This is a genomic window from Sporosarcina sp. ACRSM, from assembly GCF_022346545.1.
Classification (GTDB): domain Bacteria; phylum Bacillota; class Bacilli; order Bacillales_A; family Planococcaceae; genus Sporosarcina.
The window spans coordinates 145753-169939 of the sequence record NZ_JAKRNU010000009.1 but is presented as its reverse complement, the minus strand read 5'-3'; the positions used below and the strand labels follow the sequence as shown (position 1 = coordinate 169939).

Annotated in this window: 24 protein-coding genes; 22 read left to right on the top strand and 2 right to left on the bottom strand. The window is 42.8% G+C overall.

The window, feature by feature from the left end; translation table 11 throughout:
• Positions 1 to 340: 340 nt before the first annotated feature.
• The 21 genes from MHZ95_RS15105 to MHZ95_RS15005 all read left to right on the top strand — a co-directional run bounded on the left by MHZ95_RS15105 (position 341) and on the right by MHZ95_RS15005 (position 20590).
• Positions 341 to 1105, top strand: a complete 765-nt coding sequence (locus MHZ95_RS15105; RefSeq protein WP_239391618.1) for an SDR family NAD(P)-dependent oxidoreductase — start codon at positions 341 to 343, stop codon at positions 1103 to 1105.
• 47 nt (positions 1106 to 1152) lie between these two features.
• A complete protein-coding gene (locus MHZ95_RS15100; protein WP_239391617.1) occupies positions 1153 to 2424 on the top strand; it encodes an aromatic ring-hydroxylating oxygenase subunit alpha in 1272 nt (423 codons plus the stop codon).
• The gene (locus MHZ95_RS15095; RefSeq protein WP_239391616.1) at positions 2421 to 2927 is read left to right on the top strand and encodes an aromatic-ring-hydroxylating dioxygenase subunit beta; all 507 of its coding nucleotides are present in this window, start codon (positions 2421 to 2423) and stop codon (positions 2925 to 2927) included. Before MHZ95_RS15100 ends, MHZ95_RS15095 begins: the two co-directional genes overlap by 4 nt.
• Before the next feature lie 96 nt (positions 2928 to 3023).
• Positions 3024 to 4052: an NAD(P)/FAD-dependent oxidoreductase gene (locus MHZ95_RS15090; RefSeq protein WP_239391615.1), complete on the top strand. Its 1029-nt coding sequence runs from the start codon at positions 3024 to 3026 to the stop codon at positions 4050 to 4052.
• Between the two features lie 45 nt (positions 4053 to 4097).
• Positions 4098 to 4346 carry a ferredoxin gene (locus MHZ95_RS15085; protein ID WP_239391614.1) on the top strand — a complete coding sequence of 83 codons (249 nt, stop codon included), beginning with the start codon at positions 4098 to 4100 and terminating at the stop codon, positions 4344 to 4346.
• Between the two features lie 72 nt (positions 4347 to 4418).
• Positions 4419 to 5882, top strand: coding sequence for an aldehyde dehydrogenase (locus MHZ95_RS15080; RefSeq protein ID WP_239391613.1), 1464 nt, complete (start codon positions 4419 to 4421; stop codon positions 5880 to 5882).
• Between the two features lie 16 nt (positions 5883 to 5898).
• Positions 5899 to 6687: a 2-keto-4-pentenoate hydratase gene (locus tag MHZ95_RS15075; RefSeq protein ID WP_239391612.1), complete on the top strand. Its 789-nt coding sequence runs from the start codon at positions 5899 to 5901 to the stop codon at positions 6685 to 6687.
• Between the two features lie 39 nt (positions 6688 to 6726).
• Positions 6727 to 7518 carry a 2-keto-4-pentenoate hydratase gene (locus tag MHZ95_RS15070; RefSeq protein ID WP_370643062.1) on the top strand — a complete coding sequence of 264 codons (792 nt, stop codon included), beginning with the start codon at positions 6727 to 6729 and terminating at the stop codon, positions 7516 to 7518.
• A 30-nt stretch (positions 7519 to 7548) separates the two neighbouring features.
• A complete protein-coding gene (locus tag MHZ95_RS15065) occupies positions 7549 to 7749 on the top strand; it encodes a 4-oxalocrotonate tautomerase (protein WP_239391610.1) in 201 nt (66 codons plus the stop codon).
• Between the two features lie 46 nt (positions 7750 to 7795).
• Complete coding sequence (locus MHZ95_RS15060; RefSeq protein ID WP_239391609.1) at positions 7796 to 8803, top strand: VOC family protein; 1008 nt, start codon at positions 7796 to 7798, stop codon at positions 8801 to 8803.
• A gap of 121 nt (positions 8804 to 8924) precedes the next feature.
• Positions 8925 to 9947: an amidohydrolase family protein gene (locus MHZ95_RS15055; protein WP_239391608.1), complete on the top strand. Its 1023-nt coding sequence runs from the start codon at positions 8925 to 8927 to the stop codon at positions 9945 to 9947.
• A gap of 53 nt (positions 9948 to 10000) precedes the next feature.
• Positions 10001 to 10372 carry an MFS transporter gene (locus MHZ95_RS15050; RefSeq protein WP_239391607.1) on the top strand — a complete coding sequence of 124 codons (372 nt, stop codon included), beginning with the start codon at positions 10001 to 10003 and terminating at the stop codon, positions 10370 to 10372.
• A gap of 109 nt (positions 10373 to 10481) precedes the next feature.
• Positions 10482 to 11810 (top strand): RNA-guided endonuclease InsQ/TnpB family protein, encoded by a 1329-nt coding sequence (locus tag MHZ95_RS15045; RefSeq protein WP_239391606.1) that lies wholly within the window; start codon positions 10482 to 10484, stop codon positions 11808 to 11810.
• A gap of 142 nt (positions 11811 to 11952) precedes the next feature.
• Entirely contained in the window at positions 11953 to 12759 is an 807-nt protein-coding gene (locus MHZ95_RS15040; protein WP_239391605.1) for an MFS transporter, read from the top strand.
• 331 nt (positions 12760 to 13090) lie between these two features.
• Positions 13091 to 13834, top strand: a complete 744-nt coding sequence (locus tag MHZ95_RS21010) for an IclR family transcriptional regulator (protein ID WP_239391604.1) — start codon at positions 13091 to 13093, stop codon at positions 13832 to 13834.
• 265 nt (positions 13835 to 14099) lie between these two features.
• Positions 14100 to 15086: a TRAP transporter substrate-binding protein gene (locus MHZ95_RS15030; RefSeq protein ID WP_239391603.1), complete on the top strand. Its 987-nt coding sequence runs from the start codon at positions 14100 to 14102 to the stop codon at positions 15084 to 15086.
• A gap of 78 nt (positions 15087 to 15164) precedes the next feature.
• Positions 15165 to 16079 carry a polysaccharide deacetylase family protein gene (locus tag MHZ95_RS15025; protein ID WP_239391602.1) on the top strand — a complete coding sequence of 305 codons (915 nt, stop codon included), beginning with the start codon at positions 15165 to 15167 and terminating at the stop codon, positions 16077 to 16079.
• Positions 16080 to 16158: 79 nt separating this feature from the next.
• Positions 16159 to 16668: a TRAP transporter small permease gene (locus tag MHZ95_RS15020; RefSeq protein WP_239391601.1), complete on the top strand. Its 510-nt coding sequence runs from the start codon at positions 16159 to 16161 to the stop codon at positions 16666 to 16668.
• Position 16669: 1 nt separating this feature from the next.
• The gene (locus MHZ95_RS15015) at positions 16670 to 17947 is read left to right on the top strand and encodes a TRAP transporter large permease (RefSeq protein WP_239391600.1); all 1278 of its coding nucleotides are present in this window, start codon (positions 16670 to 16672) and stop codon (positions 17945 to 17947) included.
• A 37-nt stretch (positions 17948 to 17984) separates the two neighbouring features.
• Positions 17985 to 19349 carry a dihydroorotase gene (locus MHZ95_RS15010; RefSeq protein WP_239391599.1) on the top strand — a complete coding sequence of 455 codons (1365 nt, stop codon included), beginning with the start codon at positions 17985 to 17987 and terminating at the stop codon, positions 19347 to 19349.
• Entirely contained in the window at positions 19346 to 20590 is a 1245-nt protein-coding gene (locus tag MHZ95_RS15005; protein ID WP_239391598.1) for a Zn-dependent hydrolase, read from the top strand. Before MHZ95_RS15010 ends, MHZ95_RS15005 begins: the two co-directional genes overlap by 4 nt.
• Before the next feature lie 124 nt (positions 20591 to 20714).
• Here MHZ95_RS15005 and MHZ95_RS15000 read toward each other — a convergent pair whose 3' ends face one another.
• Both MHZ95_RS15000 and MHZ95_RS14995 read right to left on the bottom strand, forming a co-directional pair.
• Complete coding sequence (locus tag MHZ95_RS15000) at positions 20715 to 21476, bottom strand: YibE/F family protein (protein ID WP_239391597.1); 762 nt, start codon at positions 21474 to 21476, stop codon at positions 20715 to 20717.
• Positions 21473 to 22594, bottom strand: a complete 1122-nt coding sequence (locus MHZ95_RS14995) for a YibE/F family protein (protein ID WP_239391596.1) — start codon at positions 22592 to 22594, stop codon at positions 21473 to 21475. Before MHZ95_RS14995 ends, MHZ95_RS15000 begins: the two co-directional genes overlap by 4 nt.
• Positions 22595 to 22878: 284 nt before the next feature.
• On the opposite strand from MHZ95_RS14995, the gene MHZ95_RS14990 reads away from it, so the two are divergent.
• Positions 22879 to 24078 carry a M20 family metallopeptidase gene (locus MHZ95_RS14990; RefSeq protein ID WP_239391595.1) on the top strand — a complete coding sequence of 400 codons (1200 nt, stop codon included), beginning with the start codon at positions 22879 to 22881 and terminating at the stop codon, positions 24076 to 24078.
• Positions 24079 to 24187: the final 109 nt, after the last annotated feature.

Sequence of the window (24187 nt, the reverse complement as noted above, 5' to 3'; positions counted from 1 at the left end):
TTACCAATGCTTCATTCATTCTAAGTGTAAAGTTCGGAATTGTCAAAATGATTTTTGCGAGAATTGGAATTCTTCTAATCCAGTAGGTAACCGATTAAGTGGCTAGGTGATGTATAGAAAAAAGTTTAATAAAGTCAGATTATACAAAATATTTTCAATTGGAGTTATAATTTAGCGCCCTTTATACTGAGGTTAAGTCAAATGCATTGCATCTTCACCCTACTCCAACCTTCTGTTCAAAAAGTAATCTTCAATTTGAATGCGATTACATGAAGGTGAACGAAATGAATAAGCACAAACTGGATTATTACTATCAAAAGAAAAGAGATGATCGGGAACAATGACTAACCAACTGTTAGAAGGAAAAGTTGCGATCGTGACAGGTTCTTCTCGGGGAATTGGGAAAGCGATAGCGATCGGTCTAGCGCAACAAGGTGCAAGAGTATTAGTAACTGGAACGAACGCGGAACGTACGAAAGCCGTCGCAGAAGAGATTGTCCAACAAACGGGTCAAGAATCGGAATACTTTATCGGAGATCTATCACAGGAAGAAAATGTGATTGCGATGGTTGAAACAGTTATTCACAAATGGGATAAGGTCGATATTCTTGTGAACAATGCCGGTGGCGGCGTCATTCTCCCTTTCCTTGAGCAAACGTCTGAAACGCTTAAAGCGACAATCGATCGCAACTTATGGACGATGCTTTGGTCCTGTCATAAGGTGTTGCCTTATATGGTTCAGCAAAACTTTGGGAGAATCATTAATATCGGCGCAGATTCGGTTCGTAACGGATTATGGGATCATGCCGCTTATAATGCAGCAAAAGGCGGGGTTCATGCAATTGTTTCTGGATTAGGAAGGGAGTTTGCCAAAAATAATATTACGGCGAATGTGATTGCTCCACCCGCAGTAGAGGGAGAGTTGCTGGATGATATCCGGGATCGGGACACCCGATTGGTAGATCGCTATATTGATATTATTCCGATTGGAAGAGGGGCCTACCCGGAAGAAGTTGCAGATGCAGTTGTGTTCCTAGCTTCTGATAAAGCCACGTTTATTAACGGCCAAGTGATCAGTGTCAATGGCGGTAGTACGATGCAATAAGAAAAGGAAGTTGCTACTAATCGATCATTCATAGGAGGAGAGCGTTAATGAAAAGCTATATTCGTGAAGATCATCAAAAATCCGAGTTTTCAGTGCACCGAAGTGTGTTTACAAGTCATGAGATTTTAGAAAAGGAACGGCAAGAAATTTTCAGTAAATGTTGGATTTATATCGGTCATGAATCGGAATTGCCGAAAAACGGTGATTTCAAAAGGAAAAAAGTAGGCGGACGAAATTTGTTGTTCACACGTGGTAGTGATGGGGTCATCCGGACGTTATATAATTCATGCCCGCATCGTGGCGCTTTGGTTTGTCGAGAAAATGAAGGAAACACAAAAGTTTTTCGTTGCTTTTACCACGCTTGGACTTTTAAGAACGATGGTGAATTAGTAGGTATGCCTGGTAAAGATGGCTTTTCGGAAGAGTTCAATTGTGATGGTTCCAAAAACCTGACGGAAGTGTCACGCTTGGAAAGTTATCGCGGCTTTATGTTTGTGAATTTCGATACAAATGCGATTTCGCTCGATGAATACCTTGGAAATGCGAAGGAATATATCGATTTGGTCGCGGATCAGTCAGAAGTCGGATTAGAAGTCTTACATGACCCACAAGAATATAGTGTCCGTGCGAATTGGAAGCTTATTTCTGAAAACAGTGTCGATCTCTATCACGGCATGCCAACACATAAAACGTATTTTGATATTAAAGCGAGCCAGGATCCAGGGTTGAAAAAAGCAGTACTTGAAGGTAAAGGGATTGACCTAGGAAATGGTCATGCGGTCATTGAATATATTGCGCCTTGGGGAAGGCCCGTTGCCAAGTGGACTCCGGCATGGCCAGAAGAGGATCGAGCTGAAATTGAAGAGCTGAAAAATAAGTTAGTCAAACGATTCGGTGAGGAAAGAGCAGAACGAATTACAGGATACAACCGTAATATTTTGGTATTTCCGAACCTGGTCATCAATGATATTATGGCGATTACTGCAAGGACTTATTATCCGATAGAACCGGGCTATATGGAAGTGACGGGATATTCGCTCGCGCCGAAAGATGAGAGTGAAAAGTTCAGGCTCAGAAGAAATGATAACTTCCTTGAATTCCTTGGGCCGGGTGGCTTTGCGACGCCGGATGATAACGAAGCACTTGAGCTCTGTCAGGAAGGGTATTTAAATAATCTAGAAGTCGAATGGAATGACATTTCAAAAGGAATGATCCGAGATGAGGCGCAGGCAACGGACGAAGAACAAATGCGCAGTTTCTGGCGCAAATGGAATGAAGTCATGACGAAACAATCAGTAAAGGAGGAGGTCTTAACATGACTGGAATACTTCAAGAGATGAAGACGTCCATATCCCATCAAGAAATTGTCGATTTCTTACATGAGGAGTCAGAACTTCTCGATGAATGGAAATTAGTAGAATGGGCGGACTTGTTTTCGGAGGATGGCACGTATCTTGTGCCTCCATTAGGAAATCCTGATGCGGATCCAGCTACATCCATCTTTTATATCAACGATGACCGGACCCGACTTGAAGAGAGAGCCAAACGATTATTGAAAAAAGAAGCCCATGTGGAATATCCGCATTCCACAACCGTTCGGAACATCCACAATATCCGCATTAAACAGCAAGAGGGAAATGTGATCCATGTGCGATGCAATTTTTCAACGTATCGAACGAAACGTGAAGTGCTTGACTGTTTTGTAGGAGTCAATGATTATCGATTGGTTGTGAAAGACCAAAGAATCGTCATTCAAGAAAAGAAAGTGACGCTCAAACTCGATAGTTTACGACCGCACGGGAAAATAAGCCTTATTTTATAAAACGGAAATGGAGATGCCATTGAAACGAGTTTAGTACAATGACGCATAATTGTGACTGAATATTCAATGTATTCTATTTGTACAGGAGGTTTAGATATGGATGAACGGTCTAGGGTAGTGGATATGACGGTTATCGGTGGAGGACCGGTGGGTTTATTTACAGCTTTTTATGCGGGGATGCGGCAAATGTCCGTCAAAATCATCGAAAGTCTTCCACAGTTAGGCGGACAGTTAGCGGCATTGTATCCCGAAAAATATATTTATGATATTGCAGGCTTTCCTAAAGTGAAAGCGCAGGAACTTGTCAATCGATTGGAAGAACAAATGCAGCAATTTGAATCGACGATCTGTTTGAATGAAACAGTGGAAGAACTGGAAAAGCAAGATGACGGTGTTTTCAAACTCACGACTAATCAAGCTACGCATTATACAAAAACCATTGTCATTACCGCAGGGAACGGAGCCTTTCAACCCCGGAAAATGAATGTGGAAGGGGAAGGCGCGTTTGCGGATCATAACTTGCATTATTTCGTGACAAATGTCGATGCTTTTGCCGGGAAAAAGGTTGCGTTATTCGGCGGTGGAGATTCAGCCGTGGATTGGGCATTGATGCTGGAGCGCATTGCAGAAAAGGTCACATTGATTCATCGAAGAGATACATTCCGCGCCCATGAACATAGTGTGGAGCTGTTGAAGCAGTCAACAGTGGAAGTGTTGACCCCGTACATCCCGACAAAGCTCGTCGGGCATGAACGAATCGAAAAAGTCATTGTCAAAGAAGCAAAAGGGGATGCCGTAGTGGAACTGGATGTAGACGACGTGCTCGTGAATTTTGGCTTTGTTTCTTCCCTTGGTCCCATAAATTTTTGGGGATTGGACATTGAAAAGAATTCCATCGTTGTGAATTCAAAGATGGAAACGAATATCGAAGGAATCTATGCGACTGGGGACATTTGCACCTATGAAGGAAAAGTGAAGTTAATAGCAACGGGGTTTGGTGAAGCGCCTATCGCTGTTAGTAATGCAAAGGTGTATATTGATCCAACAGCGAAAGTGCAAGCCCCTCATAGTACAAGCATTATGGGGGAAGAAAAAAGAGTAAAAGAACCAGCCGGTGTCACTTAATGAGACGTATATTTCCGCATACGAAAAGAAAAGAGGAGGTAGCAGATGACCAAATACACAATCGTTGATCAGGACACATGTATTGCTTGTAGTGCTTGCGGGATAGCGGCCCCTGATTTATTTGATTACAACGATGAGGGAATATCTTTTGCTTGCCTGGATGATAACCAAGGAATGACGCCAGTGCCTGAGGAAATGGAAGATGATCTGGAAGATGCTTATGAAAGCTGTCCATCCAATTCGATCAAAATGGCGGATGAACCATTTACCTGTAAGAAGGATGAGGCGAGTTAAACAAGAGCCTATCGTTGCTCCAACTTGAACACTATGTCTATCAAAATAAAGAAAATGGAGATGAATGAATTTATGATTACAAAAACAAAAGTGCAAGCCATCGATTGTCGCCACTTTATAAATGGGAAGTTCGTTGAGTTGGAAAAGAGTAAAAGCTTCGAAAATATAAACCCTGCAACGGAAGAAGTGATTGGACTTGTTGCAGAAGGTGGGAAGGAAGAAGTTGACGTTGCGGTCGCGGCAGCCCGGAAAGCACTCAAGGGTCCATGGAAAAATTACACGTTAGAAGAACGTTCCAAAGTCCTTCGCAGAATCGGTGATTTGATACTGGAAAGACAAGAAGAGTTGGCACGTTTGGAGTCTTTGGATACCGGAAAACCATTCTCACTGGCAAATTCCGTCGATATTCCGCGTGCAGCATACAATTTCCACTTTTTCGCGGACTATATCATTTCTGTCGGAACGGATACCTTCCAGCAAAACGAAGAAGCATTGCACTACGCAATCCGTCGCCCTGTCGGTGTCGTCGGGATTATTAAGCCATGGAATTTACCGTTGTTGCTACTTACTTGGAAGCTGGCTCCATGTCTCGGAATGGGGAATACGGCAGTCATTAAGCCGGCAGAATGGACACCGATGACGGCGACCGTCCTGATGGAAATACTAAAAGAAGCGGGTGTGCCGGATGGCGTTGTGAACCTCGTTCATGGATTTGGTCCAGGCTCTGCGGGTGGAGCGATTTCAGAACACCCGGATGTCGATGCGATTTCATTTATCGGTGAACCAAGAACGGGTGCCGCCATTATGAAAGCGGGTGCGGATACGCTGAAAAAACTATCTTATGAGCTCGGCGGAAAAAATCCGAATATCATATTTGCCGATGCGGATATGGACGATGTCATTGAAACGACAATGAAGTCCAGTTTTATTAACCAAGGGCAAGTTTGTATGTGCGGTTCACGTATTTACGTGGAAAGACCGGCATATGAGGAGTTTCTAGAGAAATTTACAGCGAAAGTGAAAGCATTGAAAGTCGGTCAGCCATTTGAAGCGGATACAAATGTCGGTTCGTTGATCAGTAAAGAACATTATGACAAGGTAACGAGCTATCTGGATATTGCCCGTGAAGAAGGCGGAATATTTTTGACAGGCGGCAAGCGGCCGGAGGAATTGGACAAGGGTTATTTCTTGGAGCCGACGATTATTACCGGTTTGGATAAAAACTCCCGTTGTGTCCGGGAAGAAATCTTCGGTCCCGTTGTAACAGTCATTCCGTTTGATACGGAAGAGGAAGTCATCGAGCAGGCGAACGATACGCATTATGGACTAAGTGCCTCGGTTTGGACGACGAATTTGAAGCGTGGCCATCGCGTTGCCCATCAAATTGAAGCGGGAATGGTTTGGGTGAATACCTGGTTCCTGCGCGATTTGAGAACACCATTCGGCGGTATGAAACATAGTGGAGTCGGTAGGACGGGCGGCATGCACAGTATCGATTTCTATACCGAGTTATCAAATATTACGATCAAAATGTAAAAGTGAGGGAACAATGATGGCAACTGAAGTGACAACGAAACGAAAACAACTTGCAGAACAATTACTTCAGGCCGAAACGACGTTAGTGGGGACGCTGCCGTTAACAGCGGCGGACCCCGATCTGACGGTCGAAGAAGCTTACGCGATTCAACTTGACAATATCAACAGGAAAGTGGCGCAAGGCAAGACAATTGTTGGCAAGAAAATCGGGTTGACATCGAAAGCGATGCAGGACCTACTCGGGGTAAATGAACCGGATTATGGGCATTTGCTTGACGGTATGGTTGTCGAAAATGGCAATGTCGTCCCGAAACAAAAAGTCCTTCAACCGAAAGTGGAAGGTGAAATCGCCTTTGTTTTGAAAAAAGAGCTGAAAGGTCCGAACGTCACGACATTGGATGTATTGCAAGCAACGGATTATATTTTGCCCGCCATCGAAGTGGTCGATAGCAGAGTTCGAGATTGGAAAATTCAACTGCCGGACACGATTGCAGATAATGCTTCTTCCGCCTTCTATGTACTTGGTGGCAAGCCGACCCGAATCGAGGATGTGAACCTTGAATTGTTGGGCATGGTGTTGACAAAGAATGGTCAGCTTGTGAATACCGGGGTCGGTGCGGCTGCACTTGGCAATCCTGCCCAATGTGTAGCGTGGCTTGCGAATCGGTTGGCGGACTTTGACATTTCGCTTCAAGCGGGGGAAGTCATCTTATCAGGTGCCCTTTCAGCTGCTGTGGATGCAAATGAAGGAGATACATTCACAGTGAAATTTGCCCATCTAGGGGAAGTAAGCGTTCATTTTTAATCAGTAAATATTTTAGTAAGGCTTCAAAAGGAGAGGGTCATGGTGAATGCAACAGCTATCAAAGAAATTGCGAATTATTTAGTTGCGGGAGAAGTCGAGAAACGGGAAGTTAAAAAAGTGACGGCCCACTTGAAACCGGATTTGACGGTAGAGGAAGGATATCGCATCCAGGAAGAAATCGTCACGATGAAACTGGCGGAAGGCCGGAAGATTGTTGGCCCTAAAATGGGGTTGACGAGCCAAGCGAAAATGCAGCAAATGAATGTCGACGAACCGATTTACGGATACGTTTTTGATTATATGCTCATTGATAACGGAGGAAAAGTTTCTTTAAGCGATTTGATCCATCCGAAAGTGGAGGCGGAAATCGCTTTTATCATCGGAGAAGATATTGAGGGGCCTGGTGTGACAGGTGCTCAAGTCTTGGCCAAAACGGAATCGGTTCTACCAGCATTAGAGATCATTGATAGCCGTTATGAAAACTTCAATTTTACATTGCCCGATGTGGTTGCGGACAATGCGTCAACCTCGCGGGTTGTCTTTGGAACGACTGTGAAATCACCAGAGCAGTTCGAATTGGATGTCGTCGGTGCGACTCTATCGATTAACGGGGAAATCAAGGAGTTAGGGGCGGGTGCGGCCGTACTTGGACATCCGGCCAATGCGATTGCCATGCTTGCCAATATGCTTGCACGTAAAGGCGACAAAGTCCGAAAAGGGGATGTCATTTTATCGGGGGCATTGACGGGTGCCGTCTTACTTGAAAAAGATGATGTCGTGGTCGGGAAGTTTGACGGGCTTGGCGAAGTGTCGTTCACAGTGACCGATTAACTGGAAGAAAGAAAGAAAGGAAGTAAGGGAATGCCGATTATCCATGTCAATCTAATCGAAGGTAGACCGAAAGAAAAAGTATCTGAAGTGATTCGGAATATTACCGCAACGGTTTCTGAAACATTAGATGCACCCGCCGAAAATGTCCGGGTGCTTGTCACCGAGATTCCTAGCACGCACTGGGGAGCGGCTGGAATGCCCATGTCGGAAAAAAGAGTACTAAACAATTAAATGAATAAAAGATGTAAAAAAACTAATAGGATAGGGGAAATGGCAGATGAGTATTTCAAACGATAAAATGATCGGGGAACAAGCACTTTTGAAAGAGTTGGAAAAATATACAACGAGCATCGCCCATCTCGGTCACGTCGAAATTGGTGTGACAAATTTGGAAAAATCCACATGGTTTTTTACAGAAGTAATGGGCCTTTATGTTTCAGCTGAAGAAGGGGACCGCGTTTATTTAAGAGCGTGGCAAGATTTCGACCATCATACATTAGTACTTAAACAGTCAGATGTATCCGGCGTTAAACAAGTCGGTTGGCGTGTAAGTTCGGAAAAAGCCTTGAACGCTTTTGGAAAACAATTCAAAGATATGGGCATTGAACATACATTGCTAGGTGCAGGAAAGAAAAAAGCGCAAGGAGATTCCATACAATTCAGATCACCGGCAGGTTTGCCAGTTGAACTGTATTGGGAAAAGGAAAAGTATGTGAATAATGATCCTGCGATTGCTTCGAAATTACCGAGTCACCCAAGTAAATATACAGGTAAAGGGGTAGCGCCACGCCGCTTTGACCATGTGAACTTTATGGTAAACGATGTGGAGAAAGAGCAAAAATGGTGGTCTGATCTATTAGGTATTCACCATCGATATTATGTTCAAAATCAGGATGATGTCCGTATCGGTTCATGGTTGAGTCGAACGAATATTGCCCATGAAATTGCATTAATGCGTAATGCGAATCAGAACGGTGCACTTTTCCACCACTTGGCTTACTACTTGGATTCACCGGACGAGTTAATCAGAGCGGCGAACTTAATGGCTGAAAATGATATTAAAATCGAATGGGGACCAGGTAAGCATGGGACAAGTGGTGCGCAGTTCATCTATGTCATCGAACCTTCTGGCAACCGGGTTGAAATTTGGACAGGTGGATTCTTGATCTTTGCACCAGATTGGGAACCGATCGAATGGAGCCCAGAAGTTGGTCTATTAGGACTTGACCTATGGGGAAGTGTTGCTCCTGAGAGTTACTTCACTTACGGAACAAAATTACTGTAATTACGATTCTTAGATGACATTAGAAAGACTAGCAATCGCCATGAATAATGAGATGGATGGAAATTTCTGTCTATCTCATTATTTTTTTAAGACAGTCTTTATTGAAAAGGGGATGTTTTCATTGGCAAACAAAATACTACGTGTGGATTTTCATACACATATTATTCCGGAAGATTTTCCGGATTTGGCGAGTAAATATGGAGATGCGCGTTTTCCAACTTTAACAAAAACCTGCGATTGTGGGGCAGAGATTTTTGTTCAAGGGAAATCGTTTCGGAAAATTACGGATCAGTCATGGGATGTTGAACAAAGAATCGCGGATATGGATAAGGAAGGCATCGATATTCAAGTTTTATCGCCGATTCCTGTTACGTTAGCGTATTGGTCAAGCCCGGAAGCCGGGTTAGAACTAGCGCAAGTACAAAATGATTTTATCGCTTCCATTGCAAAGGAATATCCAGAGCGCTTTATCGGTTTGGGCACCGTTCCATTGCAGCACGTTACGATTGCCATTCAGGAAATGGAGCGGGCCGTGCATGAATTAGGGTTGAAAGGTCTTCAAATCGGTTCCAATGTCAATGGGGTGAATTTGGACGATCCGTACTTGGAGCCATTTTTTGAAGCGGCGGAGAAATGGAATGTTCCGCTTTTCGTTCATCCATGGGCGACATTGGGCGGGGAAAGGATGCCGAGACATAACTTTATGTATATGGTCGGGATGCCTTCGGAAACGGCCCTTGCAGCGGGCAGCATTATTATGAGCGGTCTTTTGGACAAGTATCCGAAATTGAAAATATGCTTTGCGCATGGGGGCGGTTCTTTACCTTATTTATTGCCTCGAATGGATAAAGGCTGGGAAGTTTGGCCCGAAATCCGAAAAACGGAAAAACCACCGAGTTATTATGCCAAGAAACTCTATTATGACTCGCTCGTGTATGACCCCGTGAATCTTCACTATATGATTGAGCGTTTTGGGGCTGAACAAATCATTGCTGGATCGGATTATCCGTTTTTATTGCGCGAAGTCCCTTCGGGGAAAGTAGTGGACGAATTACAAGGGATTTCCGAAGAAGATGCACAATTAATTCACGGTCAAAATGCGTTGAAGTTTTTAGGGGTGCATGAATTGGCGGTTTCGAAGTAAAGTCCGACGTTTTAGCCTATTGATAGATCTGTATTGATAAGGGAGGAAAAAGCTTGAACTCGATCAATATTGCCCGTACTGTTGATGAATCAAAATTTAACCGCTTTCACGGATTAGTTGTATTTTGGTGTGCTTTCATCATTGTATTTGACGGATATGATTTAGTTGTATATGGATCGGTTGTCTCTTTATTAATGGAAGAATGGTCCTTAACATCCGTACAGGCGGGCACTATAGGGAGCTATGCGCTGATTGGGATGATGTTTGGTGCCTTTCTATTTGCACCATTGGCCGATCGGATTGGCCGTAAAAATGTGATTCTTTTTTGCGTCATTCTCTTCAGCCTTTTTACAGGTTTTCCGAACGAGAAAGCCCACTTCTTTAGAGGTGGGATGAAAGTGAGGTCGAAACGGGTCTATCTTTAGATAGGTCAATGTTTCGACTTTTTCGTTCTTTGTACCACATAATAGTTGCTAACGAAACATACGTTCCTTATAATTGAACTATTCAAACAAATGGGAAGGAGGGAAATCCTTGTTTGTCACTCATTCTTTTAAAATTCCTTATGATGAACAACTATATGCAGAGCTAAGGGATATGCAGCAAGAAGCGGCTTCTGTTTGGAATGATATTGTGAGAGAAGCTACTTCCTATTATTTTTCATTTCGTAAATGGTTAAGTAAAACCGACATTCAGGCTGTTCGGAAACAAACGTATCACCTGCATTCCCAAACGGTTCAAGCAATTGCGGACAAATATGTCGCGAATCGGGAAACGATCCGTCAAATACGAAAGACAGACAAGAAAGCCAAATATCCATGGCGAAAAAAAAGGTATTATTGCATTCCATTGAAAAAAGCCTCCATGGATATTTCGACTGACACGATCGCCATTAAAAAAGTCACATATGAACTGTATCTTTCAGCTTTGCTAACGAAAAAGAAAAAGAAAGATTGGCATCAAAAATTTCCAAAGAAAAAACACTCCGTCAAGTTCCCGAATCTTTCCAAAGAAAACTTGGCAAACTGCAATTATGCTGAAGTTGTTTGGCGCAATGGGGCGTACTGGTTTTGTTATGCTATTGCGGTGCCTGAAAAGGACATTTCAACGTATCCTTTTAAAGCCGCCGGAGCAGATTTAGGTGAAATTCATGCGGTGACGGTCGCAACGGAAGAGAAAGCGTTATTAGTATCGGGACGAGCGATGCGCAGTATCTCGCAATTTCGTGCAAAAGCGTTGGCGGAATTGAGTAAATTGATGTCCCGCTGTAAAAAGGGATCCCGTCAATGGAAAAAATACCAGCGTGCCAGAGTGCGAATCCGGCAAAAAACCGCTAATCAATTGGCAGCATTAGAACATCAAACAACGAAAGAAATCGTTGCTTTTTTAGAAGAAGAACAAGTGACCCATCTAGTCATTGGCGACGTTTCGGGCATTGAAAAAAACACCAAGAAAAAAGGTCCTCGAAAAACCAGCCGAGAGCGGCGCCAACAACTTTCCTTGTGGAATCAAGGAAAAGTAAAACAAAAACTGACCTATAAAGCACAATTAAAAGGCATTCAAGTGAAAGAAACGGAAGAAAGCTATACATCGCAAGACTGCCCATTTTGTCACGGTCGCCATCAAGCAAACGGAAGAAACTTCAGCTGTTCTGTTCACAAAACAGAAATCCATCGCGATATCAACGGCGCGCAAAACATCGCACGCAAAAAATATCCGATGGCTGTAAAAACAATCCTCTCGGTTATCTATAAGCAACCGGTGTGGTTAAAAAGGCATCTATCGTTCGAAGACAGACAAAAAGTAAAGCATCCCAACGATCTGCCGAAACAAGTGAAACGTATCGCCGAGTGGACGGCGTAGTTGGCAAAGACCTTGCCCATTCGAGAGAGGAATTCTTTCGACTGTTGTTCGCCCAAGTTTCGCCTCTGCCTCCTCAAATGGGGAAGTGCAAGTGAAATGTTTGCGAAAAAGAATCCCATTGCTTTAGCTGTGGGAGTGGTCAATGGCGGTTCCTTTTCTATACAAATATCTCCCCGAATCACTAGGATTTCTCATGGCCCGAAATAACAAGAAGCGAATCGGTCAAGTAATCGCCCAAATCGACCCATCTTATACACCGCGCGATGAGGACGAGTATGAAATGACCGTTCCACCGAAAACGGGTATTCCTGTCAAAAAGTTATTTGAAAATGGTCGAACGATTAGTACTGTGTTGTTCTGGCTCAATTTTTTCTTATGCTTGCTAATCACGTACGGTTTGGGGACATGGTTACCTAAACTAATGACCGAAGCCGGATATGGGTTTGGTTCAAGTTTGACATTTCTCTTGGCGTTAAATATAGGCGGAATTTTTGGTTCATTGATTGGCGGATGGCTGGCAGATAGATGGAGTACGAAACGCGTGTTGACCATCTTTTTTTGTTTAAATGCCATTTCTTTAACCGTAATGGGCATGCAGCCCACTATCATCGTACTCTATCTATTTGTGGCAGTTGCCGGAGCCACATCCATCGGATCGCAAATTATTCTCTATTCCTTCGCCTCACAATTTTATCCGACCGAAGTGCGTTCAACAGGAGTCGGCTGGGCATCAGGTGTAGGAAGAATTGGAGGGATCATTGGTCCGATGTTGGGAGGAGCACTCCTTGCCTTGAGTTTACCGTTTCAACAAAACTTTATGGTATTGGCAGTGCCGGGATTACTGGCAGCAATTGCTGTTGCTTTTATTTATGAAAAGAGTCCTTCCAAGAACCTGGTAAGAGTTGTTAATAAGCGCTACAAGGCTACTGGTGATCTTGTTGAAAAATAATATGTCTAACTGCATTAAAAAAGCCGTGTAATGGTTTTATAGTATGTTGACAAAGGGGTTGGAATCAATTCGATTTTCAACCCTTTTTGCGCATTCATGAAATAGAGATGCTATACTGTGGTTGACAGAAAATAGAGACATTTAGATTGTTTTATACACGGAAATGTAGAAAGGCAATAGACTAGTCGTTTAATGAAAGACAGAGGTTGACTAGGTTGCTTAGATTTGCTAAGTTCAGATTATCATAAAATGGATTTGTTTTTTCGTATAATGATAAAATAGATTTAGTAATTTCCATGGTAAGTATTGATAAGGGTTAGGGAGTGTAAAAGTGAATCAGACACAGACAGTGGGAAGGGCATTAGATATATTGTTTGTTCTAGCGGAATCAGGCAAAACGTTAACGGTCGGAGAGATTGCGGAAAGGGTGCCTTTACCTGAGAGTACAGCTTATCGACTCGTTAAAACGCTTGAATTAAATGGAGTAATTGAAAGAAAGGAAAAGGGACAGATTAGTTTAGGGATGCGGATTATGGATTTAGCAAGAAGTTTACATCAGCAAATTGATCAGAACCTTTTGACGATTTCTCGCCCGATTATGGACAGTTTAACGGAAAGATTAAATGAAACCTCGCTATTGGTTGTCAGGAGAGGGGATGTAGGTGTTACAGTGCAGTTTGCGGAAGGGAACAGACTCATCGGCTATTTGACTAAAAACGGTAAAATCCATCAACTGGATCGTGGAGCCTCGGGTAAATCAATATTGGCATTTGAAAATACGAAGTTTATTAATGGAATTATCAAGGAAGCAGATGAGACGTTTCGTGAAGAGTTAGTTCAAGAATTGAAGAAAATCCGTCATCAAGGCTATGCACAAACAGTAGGAGAAGTGGATTCAGACACGTTGGCAGTAGCGGCTCCTATTTTTGATGAAAATGATTCTGTCATTGCAAGTCTTTCTATTCTTGGACCGAAAGAGCGATTTCCGGAGGAAATTCTAAGTAAAACTATAGAAGAAGTGGTAAAATCGGCAAATGAAATTACGAAAAAGGTAAAGAAAAATCAATTATCCTAACAAGATGCGGTTGGTTTGTAAAGTAGATAGAATGCTGCGTCACCTTGCTATTCGGGAAACGTGGAATGTACGAGTCATCGATTGTAGATGACTCGTACATTCCACGTTTTTTTTAGGGGAAATCCATTATCTTTAAAGAAAATACAGTTTAGTTGATGATTTTGAAATTAAATAAAATTAGGCTTGCTATTCTTAAATGATTCAATTATGATAATTATCACGTAGTGGATATTTATTATCACAAAATGATAAAAGGGGTGTTGGGATGAAGAAGTTATTGAAAAATACACTTGTTCTAGTCGTTGCATTGATTCTGTTAGTGGGCTGTTCGGGAAATGGAGAAAGTGGCGATGGTGTGCAAACGCTTACTCTTGCACATGGCGGGGCCTTAGACTCTCATTTACATGAAGGAGCTTTGAAATTCCAAGAGCTTGTTGAAGAAAAGTCGAATGGTCAAATTAAAGTGCAGGTGCACCCGAATTCTGAGCTGGGGGCTGAAAGAGAAGCAGCTGAATCCGTTCAATCTGGAAGCATTGATATTGCATTACTTTCGACCGGTCCAATGGGGAACTTCGCCGATAAAGTAAATGCGCTTGATTTTCCATTTTTGTTTACAGATCATAAGCATGCTGAAGAAGTACTAGATGGTGAAGTTGGGGAGGAAATATCAAAACAACTGGAAGAAGCAAACTTTAAAAATCTATATTGGATCGATAATGGCTCGTACCATATTGCAACGAACTCTAAACCTATTCGTAAATTCTCTGATCTAGCAGGTCTGAAGTTAAGAACGCAGGAGAATCAAATTCAGATTGACACTGTAAACGCTTTCGGAGCGTCTGCAACACCGATCCCTTTCAGTGAGTTGTTTCTTTCAGCCCAACAAGGAATTGTAGATGGACAAGGGAATTCACTCGCTGTCCTCATTCCTCAAAAATATTATGAGGTTCATGATTATTTGACAGTGACGAATCACATGTATTCGGCAGGGATGATTTTGATGAATAACGATAAATTCAATTCGTTCCCTGAGGACATGCAACAAGTCTTACTCGAAGCTGGAAAAGAAGCAGGAACCCATCAACGGGAGTTTGTACAAAAACTTGAACAAGAATATAAGGATACAGCGATTGAAAACGGCATGGAAATTATTGAAGGAATCGACCTAGAACCATTTAAAGAAGCTGTTCAGCCGATGTACAAAAAGTATGAAGATAAGTATGGTGAAATTCACAAAGCGATACAACAGTAAAATCGATAGCAAACAAGAGAAACCCACTGAAAGCGGCGGTTTTCAGTGGAGTCTTACTCTATTAATTGAGGTGACGAGATGAAGCTAACTGAAATAGAAATTCCAGGACCTCGCCAAGATTATATTGGCTATGGAAAAGAGGGATTTGCGGCTCGTTGGCCGAATGATGCGCGAGTAGTCGTCAATATTGCGGTCAATTATGAAGAAGGCTCGGAGCAAATGAAATCATTGGGCGACACGGAAAATGAGAGTTTTGTCGAGTTTACGCCGTTGATGCCGCATGATCGAAGAGATTTAGCGGTTGAATCGGTTTTTGAATATGGAAGTAGAGTGGGGATTTGGCGTTTACAAAGACTATTTGATGATTTGAAAGTTCCGTTCACGTTATTTGGTTGTGCAATCGCAATCGAGCGAAATCCAGAAGTGGGAGATTGGATAAAAGAATCTGGAAACGATGTTTGTGCACATGGTTGGAGATGGGAGAAAGTTTGGAGACTCTCGAGGGAAGAAGAGAAGCAACATATGGAATGGGCGGTAAGATCGATTGAACAGACTTGCGGATCTGCTCCACAAGGCTGGTATTGCAGATATGGTCCTTCAGAACATACAAGAGAATTGGTCGTTGAACACGGGGGATTTCTATATGATTCGGATGCCTATAATGATGAATTGCCTTATTACACAAACGTGAAAGGACGGAAGCATTTAGTCGTACCGTATTCCCAAACGTTGAATGATGGGAAATTCGTCCGCCCTCAAGGCTATGGCAGCGCAACAGACTTCTTGGATTCATTGAAAAGAAGTTTGGATTATTTATGGGAAGAGGGAGATACCCATCCGAAGATGATGTCGATCGGATTGCATCCACGGATCATTGGTCAACCTTATCGCATGTCAGCGCTCCGAGAATTTATTGAGTATGCAAAAGAAAAGGAAAAAGTTTGGTTTGCACGCCGCGTAGATATCGCCGAGCATTGGTTAAAAAACTATTGAATTAGAAGCCTATTTGTCTTCATCCCACCACTCATGGAAGGGGGGATGAGGACGAATAAAGTTAAAAGGAGCGTGCAATATGGAAAAAGTGATTAAACTGATTGACCAAATCAATAAAGGATTAAAAGTCCTTCTTGCTTTTAGTTTAGGGACCATGTCAGTTGTCATTATCGCTCAAGTCGTTTTACGTTATTTCTTTCACCATACCATTACATGGGCTGAGGAGCTTTCCCGCTATTTGATGGTGCTATCCATTTTCTTAGGAGCGAGTTTAGCATTGAGAACACAATCTCTCATCGCTGTGGAATTATTGGCAGAGAATATTACATATGCAAAGAAAAGAGTTTTGAAAATACTTGTCTATCTTTTATGTTTGATTTTCTTCTCAACTCTCCTTGTTGTGGGCATTCAAGTTGTCGGAAATGTAGGAGGACAACTCAGCCCGGCACTGCAGATTAAAATGTCTATTCCTTATATGGCGATTCCAATTGGAGCTACTGCATTAGTGATGAATGCAATTGCTGTCATCATGGAATTGATCATCCACAAAGAGCCGATTAATCAAGCTGAAGAAGAGGAGGTCATCTAATATGTTAATCACTCTCATGATATCCCTCTTCGTATTATTGGCATTATCTGTACCGATTGCTGTCTCTATTGGGTTGGCTTCAGTTATCGCTATTGTATTTGCAAGTGATCTTCCGATTAATGTATTGGCTCAAAAAGCCTTCACGTCAATCGATTCATTTTCATTGATGGCTATTCCTTTCTTCATTTTTGCAGGAACATTGATGGAAAAAGGCGGGATTGCTAGACGATTAGTGCGATTTGCAAGTTCATTAGTCGGCGGAATGACGGGAGGACTTGGAATGGTCGTTGTCGTCACTTCCATGTTTTTCGCTGCGATTTCGGGTTCCGGAATTGCTGCGACAGCTGCGTTAGGGTCCATTCTTATTCCGGCGATGATTAAAAAGGGATATGATCGCAGTTACGCAGGAGCGTTGCAGGCAATTTCAGGTGAACTAGGTGTTATTATTCCACCAAGTATTTCCATGATTTTATTCGGAGTGGCGGCGAGTGTATCAATAGGTGATCTATTTATAGCTGGTATTTTGCCTGGTCTTATGATTGGATTCTCGCTTATGTTAGGGGTTTTCATCATTTCGAAGATCAAGGGATACAAGGGAGATAAAGATTTGCCAAAAGGGGAAATATGGGTCTCTTTTAAAGACGCAATTCTCGCATTATTAATGCCGGTTATTATTTTAGGCGGAATTTATGGCGGGATTTTTACGCCGACGGAAGCGGCTGCGGTGGCAGTAGCTTATGCATTTATTATTGGCGTATTTGTTTATAAAGAAATTAAGTTCAAAGATTTAATTTCGATCTTTTCCAGATCCATGATTATGACATCCATCGTCATGTTCATCATTGCCAATGCGGGAATTTTCGCATGGGTACTCACTCGGGAAGGTGTACCTCAAAAGCTAGCGATGTTCTTTGGGAATGTCACGGATTCTCCAATTATGTTTTTATTGATTATTAATATTGTATTATTTGTGATTGGCATGTTCTTTGATGGAAGTGTTGCCATTATTATTTTGGCGCCATTACTTACACCAATTGCTGTCTCTTTAGGCATCGATCCAGTCCATTTTGGAATGATCATGATTACAAATCTAGCAATTGGGATGTGTACACCACCATTAGGTGTAAATCTATTCGTTTCTTGTCAAATTGCGAATATCCGATTGGAACAAATTACAAAAGCGATCTTACCGTTTATAGGAATTATGATTATCAATGTATTGTTAATCAGCTATATTCCTCAAATTAGTCTATTTTTAGTCGAATTGTTCAAGCGCTGAACGTCACCATAGAACCATTCAATTTAGGAGGAATTAGATGCTTACTTCAAAAACAATTAAAGGGAATATCGTCTTGTCAGAAAAAGTATTGTTCAACGCATATTTAACAATTCAAGATGAGAAAATCGTCTCGATTTCAGAAGAAGCGCCTGCAGAGGGTGAGGTAGTGGATGCAACGGGACATTATATTTTCCCGGGTGTGGTTGATGCGCATGTGCATTGTTTCAGCTCATTAGATGAAGGTTTTACAAATGCGACCCGTTCTGCTGCCGCTGGTGGTGTGACGACGATTGTTGAAATGCCTTATGACGCAGATAAGTTAATTTGTACACAGAATCTTTTTGAAGAGAAAAAGGAACGTTTGGTACAAGAGGCGGTTGTCGATATTGCTATGCTGGCAACGATCGCCCCTTATGATGGATTGGATCAAATTGCATTATTGGCAGATTCAGGGGCTTGCGGATTTAAGATCTCTTTGTTTAATACAGATTCGGTCCGGTTCCCGAAAGTCGATGAAGGGGAGCTTTACGAAGCATTTAAAGAGGTACGCAAAACAGGGAGACCTGTCACAGTCCATGCGGAGACGGATGCGATTGTCCGGAAGTTCATTCAAAAATATGAGAACGAAGGGCTAAATAATCCGATGGCTCATTGTCTCAGTCGGCCGAAAGTAGCGGAGTCGACAGCGGCATTGACGATTTTGGAGTTAGCGCATGCTACCGATACGAAAGTTCATTTACATCACAGTACATTTCCGCGTGTCTTCAATCTTGTGGAAGCTTATCAACAGGAGGGAACCGACGCAACGGCAGAGACATGTACCCATTACCTCATTTTCAATGAAAACGATATGGAACGCTTAAAGGCAAAAGGGAAAATCAACCCACCTTTAAGAAGTGAAGCGGATATGCATGCGCTATGGGACTTATTGGCAAGTGGGAAGATTGACATGGTGACGTCCGATCATGCCCCTTGGCCAATCCATTTAAAAAGCGATGCCAATATTTTTAAAAATTCTTCAGGAGCACCAGGTGTCGAAGTATTATTCCCGATTTTATTTAGCGAAGGTGTAGCAAAAGGAAGAATCTCCATTTTACAATTGGCAAAAGTGTTGGCTGAAAATCCTGCCAACCGGTTTGGCCTAGGACATAGAAAAGGAAAGTTAGCCGTAGGTTATGACGCCGATTTTATCATTGTTGATCCGACGGAAGTGTCGATTTTAGATGAAGAAAAAATGCATTCAAATGCAGGCTGGAGTCCGTATCATGGGATGGAAATGCACGGGAAAGTGAAGCGGACTTATGTCAGAGGGAAAGAAGTCTATGATGGTAGCGTGATTGGTGAACAAGGAGACGGTACTTTCATTCCCGCAATCTACGAAAAGAAGGTGTTTGCGGAATGACCAATTTTGAGGTGAATACAGATCGGATAAAAGATAATATCCTAGCTTTAGCGACGATCATTGATGAAGATAAACCAGGCTATACGAGAAGACCGTTCACGAAATGGCATACGCAAAGCCGCGAATGGTTAATGAAGGAAATGAAGAATAGTGGTTTGGATGTCTCGACTGACGTTGCATCGAACCTGATCGGCAAACGCGAAGGGAAAAATCCTGAACTCCCTCCGATTATGATTGGTTCTCATACGGATTCAGTTGTTGGCGGTGGCCGATTTGATGGCATTATCGGTGTGCTTGCCGGAATTGAAATCGCCAGACAGTTGAATGAAAAAGATATCCAGTTGGCGCATACGCTTTTAGTTGTTGATTTTACGGGTGAAGAGGCAAGTGAGTTCGGGATTTCGACGATTGGTAGCAGAGGTATGGTCGGAAATTTAACAGAAGAAGACCTAAACCGAACAAACGGAGACGGGCTTGTTCTTCGGGATGCTTTGGCAAGTGTAGGAGGTAGACCGGAAGACTTGGCGACCGAGTCATTACAGCCGGGCGATCTATCCTTGTACGCGGAGTTACATATTGAGCAAGGGCCTGTACTCGAACAAACGAATCACGAATTAGGTGTTGTAACGGGAATCGTAGGCATTCAACGCCATAAAGTCATCGTTGAAGGACAAGCGAATCATGCCGGAACAACACCAATGAATATGCGATTTGATGCGTTAACGACAGCTTCAGAAATTGTGTTGGCAATCGAAAAAGTTGCAAACGAGATGTACGCAGAACAAGTCGTTGGAACAGTAGGCCGCCTTTTTGTAGAGCCGAATGGTGCAAACGTCGTTCCAGGAAGTGTTATTTTCGAATTTGAAGTACGTTCATTAGATTTACAGGCACTTGATCAGATGATCGAAAAGATTCAAAGAGAAATTGCAGAAGTAGAAAAGAGAAGAGCTGTCTCCATCACGATGAATCAGTTATCCCATGCGAATTCGATTATTGTCGATGAAGAGATCGTACAATTAATAGAAGAAAGTTGTGAAGCTGTAGGAACAACGCATCGTCTCCCAAGCGGGGCCGGTCATGATGGCAACCAATTAGCCAAGATTGCACCGGTCGGTATGATTTTTGTTCCGAGTCAAGAAGGGAAAAGCCATTGCGCTGAAGAGTGGACCGACTTTGAACTCATCGCAAAAGGCGTCCAAGCTTTAGGAAACACAATCGTTCGTTTTGATGAGAGGGTCTGAATGTATATGGAGCATGCTCCGAATTAATTGCTAACGAACAGGGACGTTCCCAATTAATCCTCAACTAGCTCATTTCAAAAGATAATCATTAATAAAGAGACCTGAGGCACAGCCTCAGGTCTCTTTATTTCCCTTCCACTCTCACTAAAAAATAAGCAGTGATCCATGCAGTAATTGGAATGATCAAGGCGACCCCAATACCCGCGCAGAGAATGGTAATCATTTCAGCGCCAAATACTTTGGAATTGACGATTTCTCCAAATGAATAGGACAAATCCTTAAACCAGATGAGCAACCCAAGATAGCTGCCGAAGAAAGCGAAAAATAAGGTGTTTGTGTCCGTTCCTAACACATCCCTGCCAATTTCCAATCCGAATGTAAATAACTCTTTCCGGTCGATGGAGGGGTTATGTTGGAATAACTCGCGCATCGGAGAAGCGATGGAAATGGCGATGTCCGTAATCGAACCGATCGTACTCATGATGATCACCGCAGTTGCGACTTTCACAAAATCGACGCCGATGAAAAGGGAAAAAGCCCCGATTTCTTCAATTTCTTCTTCGCCAAACCCTTGGATCATCGCTTTTTCTGTGATGAACACAATGAACAGGAGAAGGATGACGATAGTGATCATGGAAGAAAAGAATGCCGTTTTAGTGATTCGATTGACGCCATTAATGTAAAACAGATTAATGCAACTGACGACGATACAGGCAATGATGGTTAAGAGGATTGGGTTAACATTAGGAATCGACATGAGAATGATCGTAAAGAAAAGCACACCGAAGTTCAGGAATAACGTGAAAAAAGAACGCACACCTTTTTTTCCGCCAACGAGCGCCATCAGGAGGAATAAAATGATCCCTAGTAATAGTTGTACACTCATGATTTCGCCTTCTTTCGAGTGACAAAGAAAATGGATGCATATAGACTGATCGGAATGGCTAAAACGATTCCGATACCGCCCGCTAAGGCTCGTGCCAGTTCCAATGATAAGTTCATGGGAAGCGTATAGGACAAGGGCACCCCATTATTTAAATATAAGATGATCATCGGAATCGAGCCACTAATATAGACAAAGAATAAAATATTGGTCATCGTCCCCATAATATCTTTTCCGATTTCCAAGCCTGATTGTTGAAGTGCTTTTAAAGAGATCTTGTGATTTTTTTCATAAAGCCCGAAAATCGAAGAGGACATCGTGATGGCTATATCCATGACGCCCCCTAAAGAACCGAGGAATAGACCGGCCATAAAGACTTCCTGATAGGGACGGGTCAAAAATTGCATTTCCTCATAACGAAGCCCGTTTTCGGAAGTGGCCCATAACGCGATATACGCGATGAAAAGCGATAAAAAAGTTCCCAACAGCGTCGCTACAATAGCCGCATATGTTTTTTCATTCAAACCGTTAATGAGCACTAAAGAAATAACGGTAAATAAAACAGCGCTTATACTGCAAATGACGAGCAAGCTCACGCCGAAATGATTTACATAGACATCCAAGGCATATGATAACAAAGCCGCATTCACCGCTAAACTGATGATGGAAAACAGGCCTTGTTTTTTGCCGACGATGAGCAAGGTGAAGATGAAAACCCATGCGACGATCAGCATGTATTTATCACGCTTGACGTCCAGGATCGTTCCGGATAGTTCTCCGTTTTCTTCCTTGCTCGGGTCAATGGAAACAAATAGTTCATTGCCGGGCTGGTAGGCTTGGTCATAGGCGCCTGATGTTGAATACTCATTCTTGATATGAATCAGCTGCCCTTTTTCGGGTCCGTTTTTAAGTTTGGCAATTAATTGTTGGGTGAAAAGAGAATCTATATCGTTGATCAGTGTCGTTTCTACCAAAGTCGCTTCCATCACTTCAGCAACCGGCTTTTGATAGAAGGAATGATTATGATTGACGAAAATGACCGAAGCAACGAAACAAAGGATAAGAATGGCATACGCCAAAATTTGTTTATAGGATCGTTCGTTCCGTTTCAAAATATTCACCTGAAAACCTCCGCGTAAGCAATGTGATGCGATGAATAGGGACTTAGAATAACAAGAATGAATTCACCGGTCAAGGAAACATCGGCTTCCTTATTAAATTCTTGTGCGAAGTAAGAGACGCTTTCGCGCAACAAGCCAACGCCCTCTCTTCATGAATAGACAGTAAACTCCTCCAAATATAAAAATTCGACAAAATCAAACGACATTTGGTGTTGTGTTTCTATAGAACTAGGACTATAATAAAACCAATCAGTATAATAGGTATTAAGAAAAGAGGGGATTAAATGGGAACCCTGAACAAGGAGCAGACGCTAGAGCAGATTTTTGCCGACTTGGAAGCACGTTTTGAAGAGATTGTTAGCTGGAGACGATATATGCATCAGCACCCGGAGCTTTCTTTTCAGGAGGAGAAGACGGCGAAGTTCATTGAAGAGAAGTTAGTGGGCTTTGGGTTGGATGTTCGGACGAATGTTGGCGGTTATGGAATTGTGGCGGTGTTGGAAGGGGAGCAACCGGGGAAGACGATTGCTTTACGGGCGGATTTTGATGCGCTTCCGATTCAGGATGAGAAGGAGGAAGCACCGTATAAGTCGTTGAACCCGGGAGTGATGCATGCTTGTGGCCATGACGGGCATACGGCTGCCTTACTTGGTACGGCCCAAACGCTTAGTCAATATCGGAAAGATCTGAAGGGGCAAGTGGTGTTCCTTTTTCAGCCGGCTGAAGAACTGCCTCCGGGCGGCGCAAAGTTCATGATTGAAGATAACGCGTTGGATGGCGTGGATTATGTGTTTGGTGCGCATCTAGCTTCCGGGATTCCGCTCGGAAAAATTGCGGTTGGGGAAGGGTATAAGCAGGCGGCTGTTGATAAATTCGACATTATTATAGAAGGAAAAGGCGGGCATGGCGCTAGGCCGCATAATACGGTGGATTCGATTGTCGTCGGTAGTGAAGTGGTCAACTCCTTGCAGAAAATTGTGAGCCGAAGAGTGAATCCGTTGCAATCCGCAGTTGTGACAATTGGTGTGTTCCAAGCGGGGAATGCCTTTAATGTCATTGCGGATACGGCCAGATTGGAAGGAACGGTTCGGACGTTTGACAAAGAAGTGCGCGAACAAGTGAAAGAAGAGATCTATACCATCGTCGAAGGCATTACCAAAGGGTCCCATGCCGGTTATAAAATCGATTATCTTCATGGGTATCCTGCTTTGTACAACCACCCGAAAGAGACGGCATTGGTACGTAATTTATTTTCGGAAGTATTTTCTGAAGATGCGGTCATTGATCTGGAGACATCGATGGGAGCGGAAGATTTCGCTTATTACTTACTGGAGCGACCAGGAACGTTTTTCTCTGTCGGTGCCCAAAATGATGATGAGAAGACACATTATCCCCATCATCACCCGAAGTTCGATTTTGATGAACGGGCTTTGTTAAATACGGAGAAAGCTTTTGTGAAAATCATCTCGCATTATTTATTTTAACTTGATTCAGCAGAAGTCCCCCACTTCCATAAGCGGCGGGATGAATGCCAGAATACATTTCAATGAGAGGGAGTCCAACCTCCCTGCTGATTCAAGTTAAGCCTCCGGC

What these genes read in the sequence shown, in the direction of transcription:
- MHZ95_RS15090 (WP_239391615.1), top strand. Translation starts at nt 3,024, where the DNA reads ATGGATGAACGGTCTAGGGTAGTGGATATGACGGTTATCGGTGGAGGA.
- MHZ95_RS15080 (WP_239391613.1), top strand. Translation starts at nt 4,419, where the DNA reads ATGATTACAAAAACAAAAGTGCAAGCCATCGATTGTCGCCACTTTATA.
- MHZ95_RS15000 (WP_239391597.1), bottom strand. Translation starts at nt 21,476, where the DNA reads ATGAGTGTACAACTATTACTAGGGATCATTTTATTCCTCCTGATGGCG.
- MHZ95_RS15095 (WP_239391616.1), top strand. Translation starts at nt 2,421, where the DNA reads ATGACTGGAATACTTCAAGAGATGAAGACGTCCATATCCCATCAAGAA.
- MHZ95_RS15040 (WP_239391605.1), top strand. Translation starts at nt 11,953, where the DNA reads ATGGCGGTTCCTTTTCTATACAAATATCTCCCCGAATCACTAGGATTT.
- MHZ95_RS15075 (WP_239391612.1), top strand. Translation starts at nt 5,899, where the DNA reads ATGGCAACTGAAGTGACAACGAAACGAAAACAACTTGCAGAACAATTA.
- MHZ95_RS15030 (WP_239391603.1), top strand. Translation starts at nt 14,100, where the DNA reads ATGAAGAAGTTATTGAAAAATACACTTGTTCTAGTCGTTGCATTGATT.
- MHZ95_RS15070 (WP_370643062.1), top strand. Translation starts at nt 6,727, where the DNA reads ATGGTGAATGCAACAGCTATCAAAGAAATTGCGAATTATTTAGTTGCG.
- MHZ95_RS15015 (WP_239391600.1), top strand. Translation starts at nt 16,670, where the DNA reads ATGTTAATCACTCTCATGATATCCCTCTTCGTATTATTGGCATTATCT.
- MHZ95_RS15005 (WP_239391598.1), top strand. Translation starts at nt 19,346, where the DNA reads ATGACCAATTTTGAGGTGAATACAGATCGGATAAAAGATAATATCCTA.
- MHZ95_RS15085 (WP_239391614.1), top strand. Translation starts at nt 4,098, where the DNA reads ATGACCAAATACACAATCGTTGATCAGGACACATGTATTGCTTGTAGT.
- MHZ95_RS15020 (WP_239391601.1), top strand. Translation starts at nt 16,159, where the DNA reads ATGGAAAAAGTGATTAAACTGATTGACCAAATCAATAAAGGATTAAAA.
- MHZ95_RS15060 (WP_239391609.1), top strand. Translation starts at nt 7,796, where the DNA reads ATGAGTATTTCAAACGATAAAATGATCGGGGAACAAGCACTTTTGAAA.
- MHZ95_RS15025 (WP_239391602.1), top strand. Translation starts at nt 15,165, where the DNA reads ATGAAGCTAACTGAAATAGAAATTCCAGGACCTCGCCAAGATTATATT.
- MHZ95_RS15100 (WP_239391617.1), top strand. Translation starts at nt 1,153, where the DNA reads ATGAAAAGCTATATTCGTGAAGATCATCAAAAATCCGAGTTTTCAGTG.
- MHZ95_RS15065 (WP_239391610.1), top strand. Translation starts at nt 7,549, where the DNA reads ATGCCGATTATCCATGTCAATCTAATCGAAGGTAGACCGAAAGAAAAA.
- MHZ95_RS15105 (WP_239391618.1), top strand. Translation starts at nt 341, where the DNA reads ATGACTAACCAACTGTTAGAAGGAAAAGTTGCGATCGTGACAGGTTCT.
- MHZ95_RS15010 (WP_239391599.1), top strand. Translation starts at nt 17,985, where the DNA reads ATGCTTACTTCAAAAACAATTAAAGGGAATATCGTCTTGTCAGAAAAA.
- MHZ95_RS14990 (WP_239391595.1), top strand. Translation starts at nt 22,879, where the DNA reads ATGGGAACCCTGAACAAGGAGCAGACGCTAGAGCAGATTTTTGCCGAC.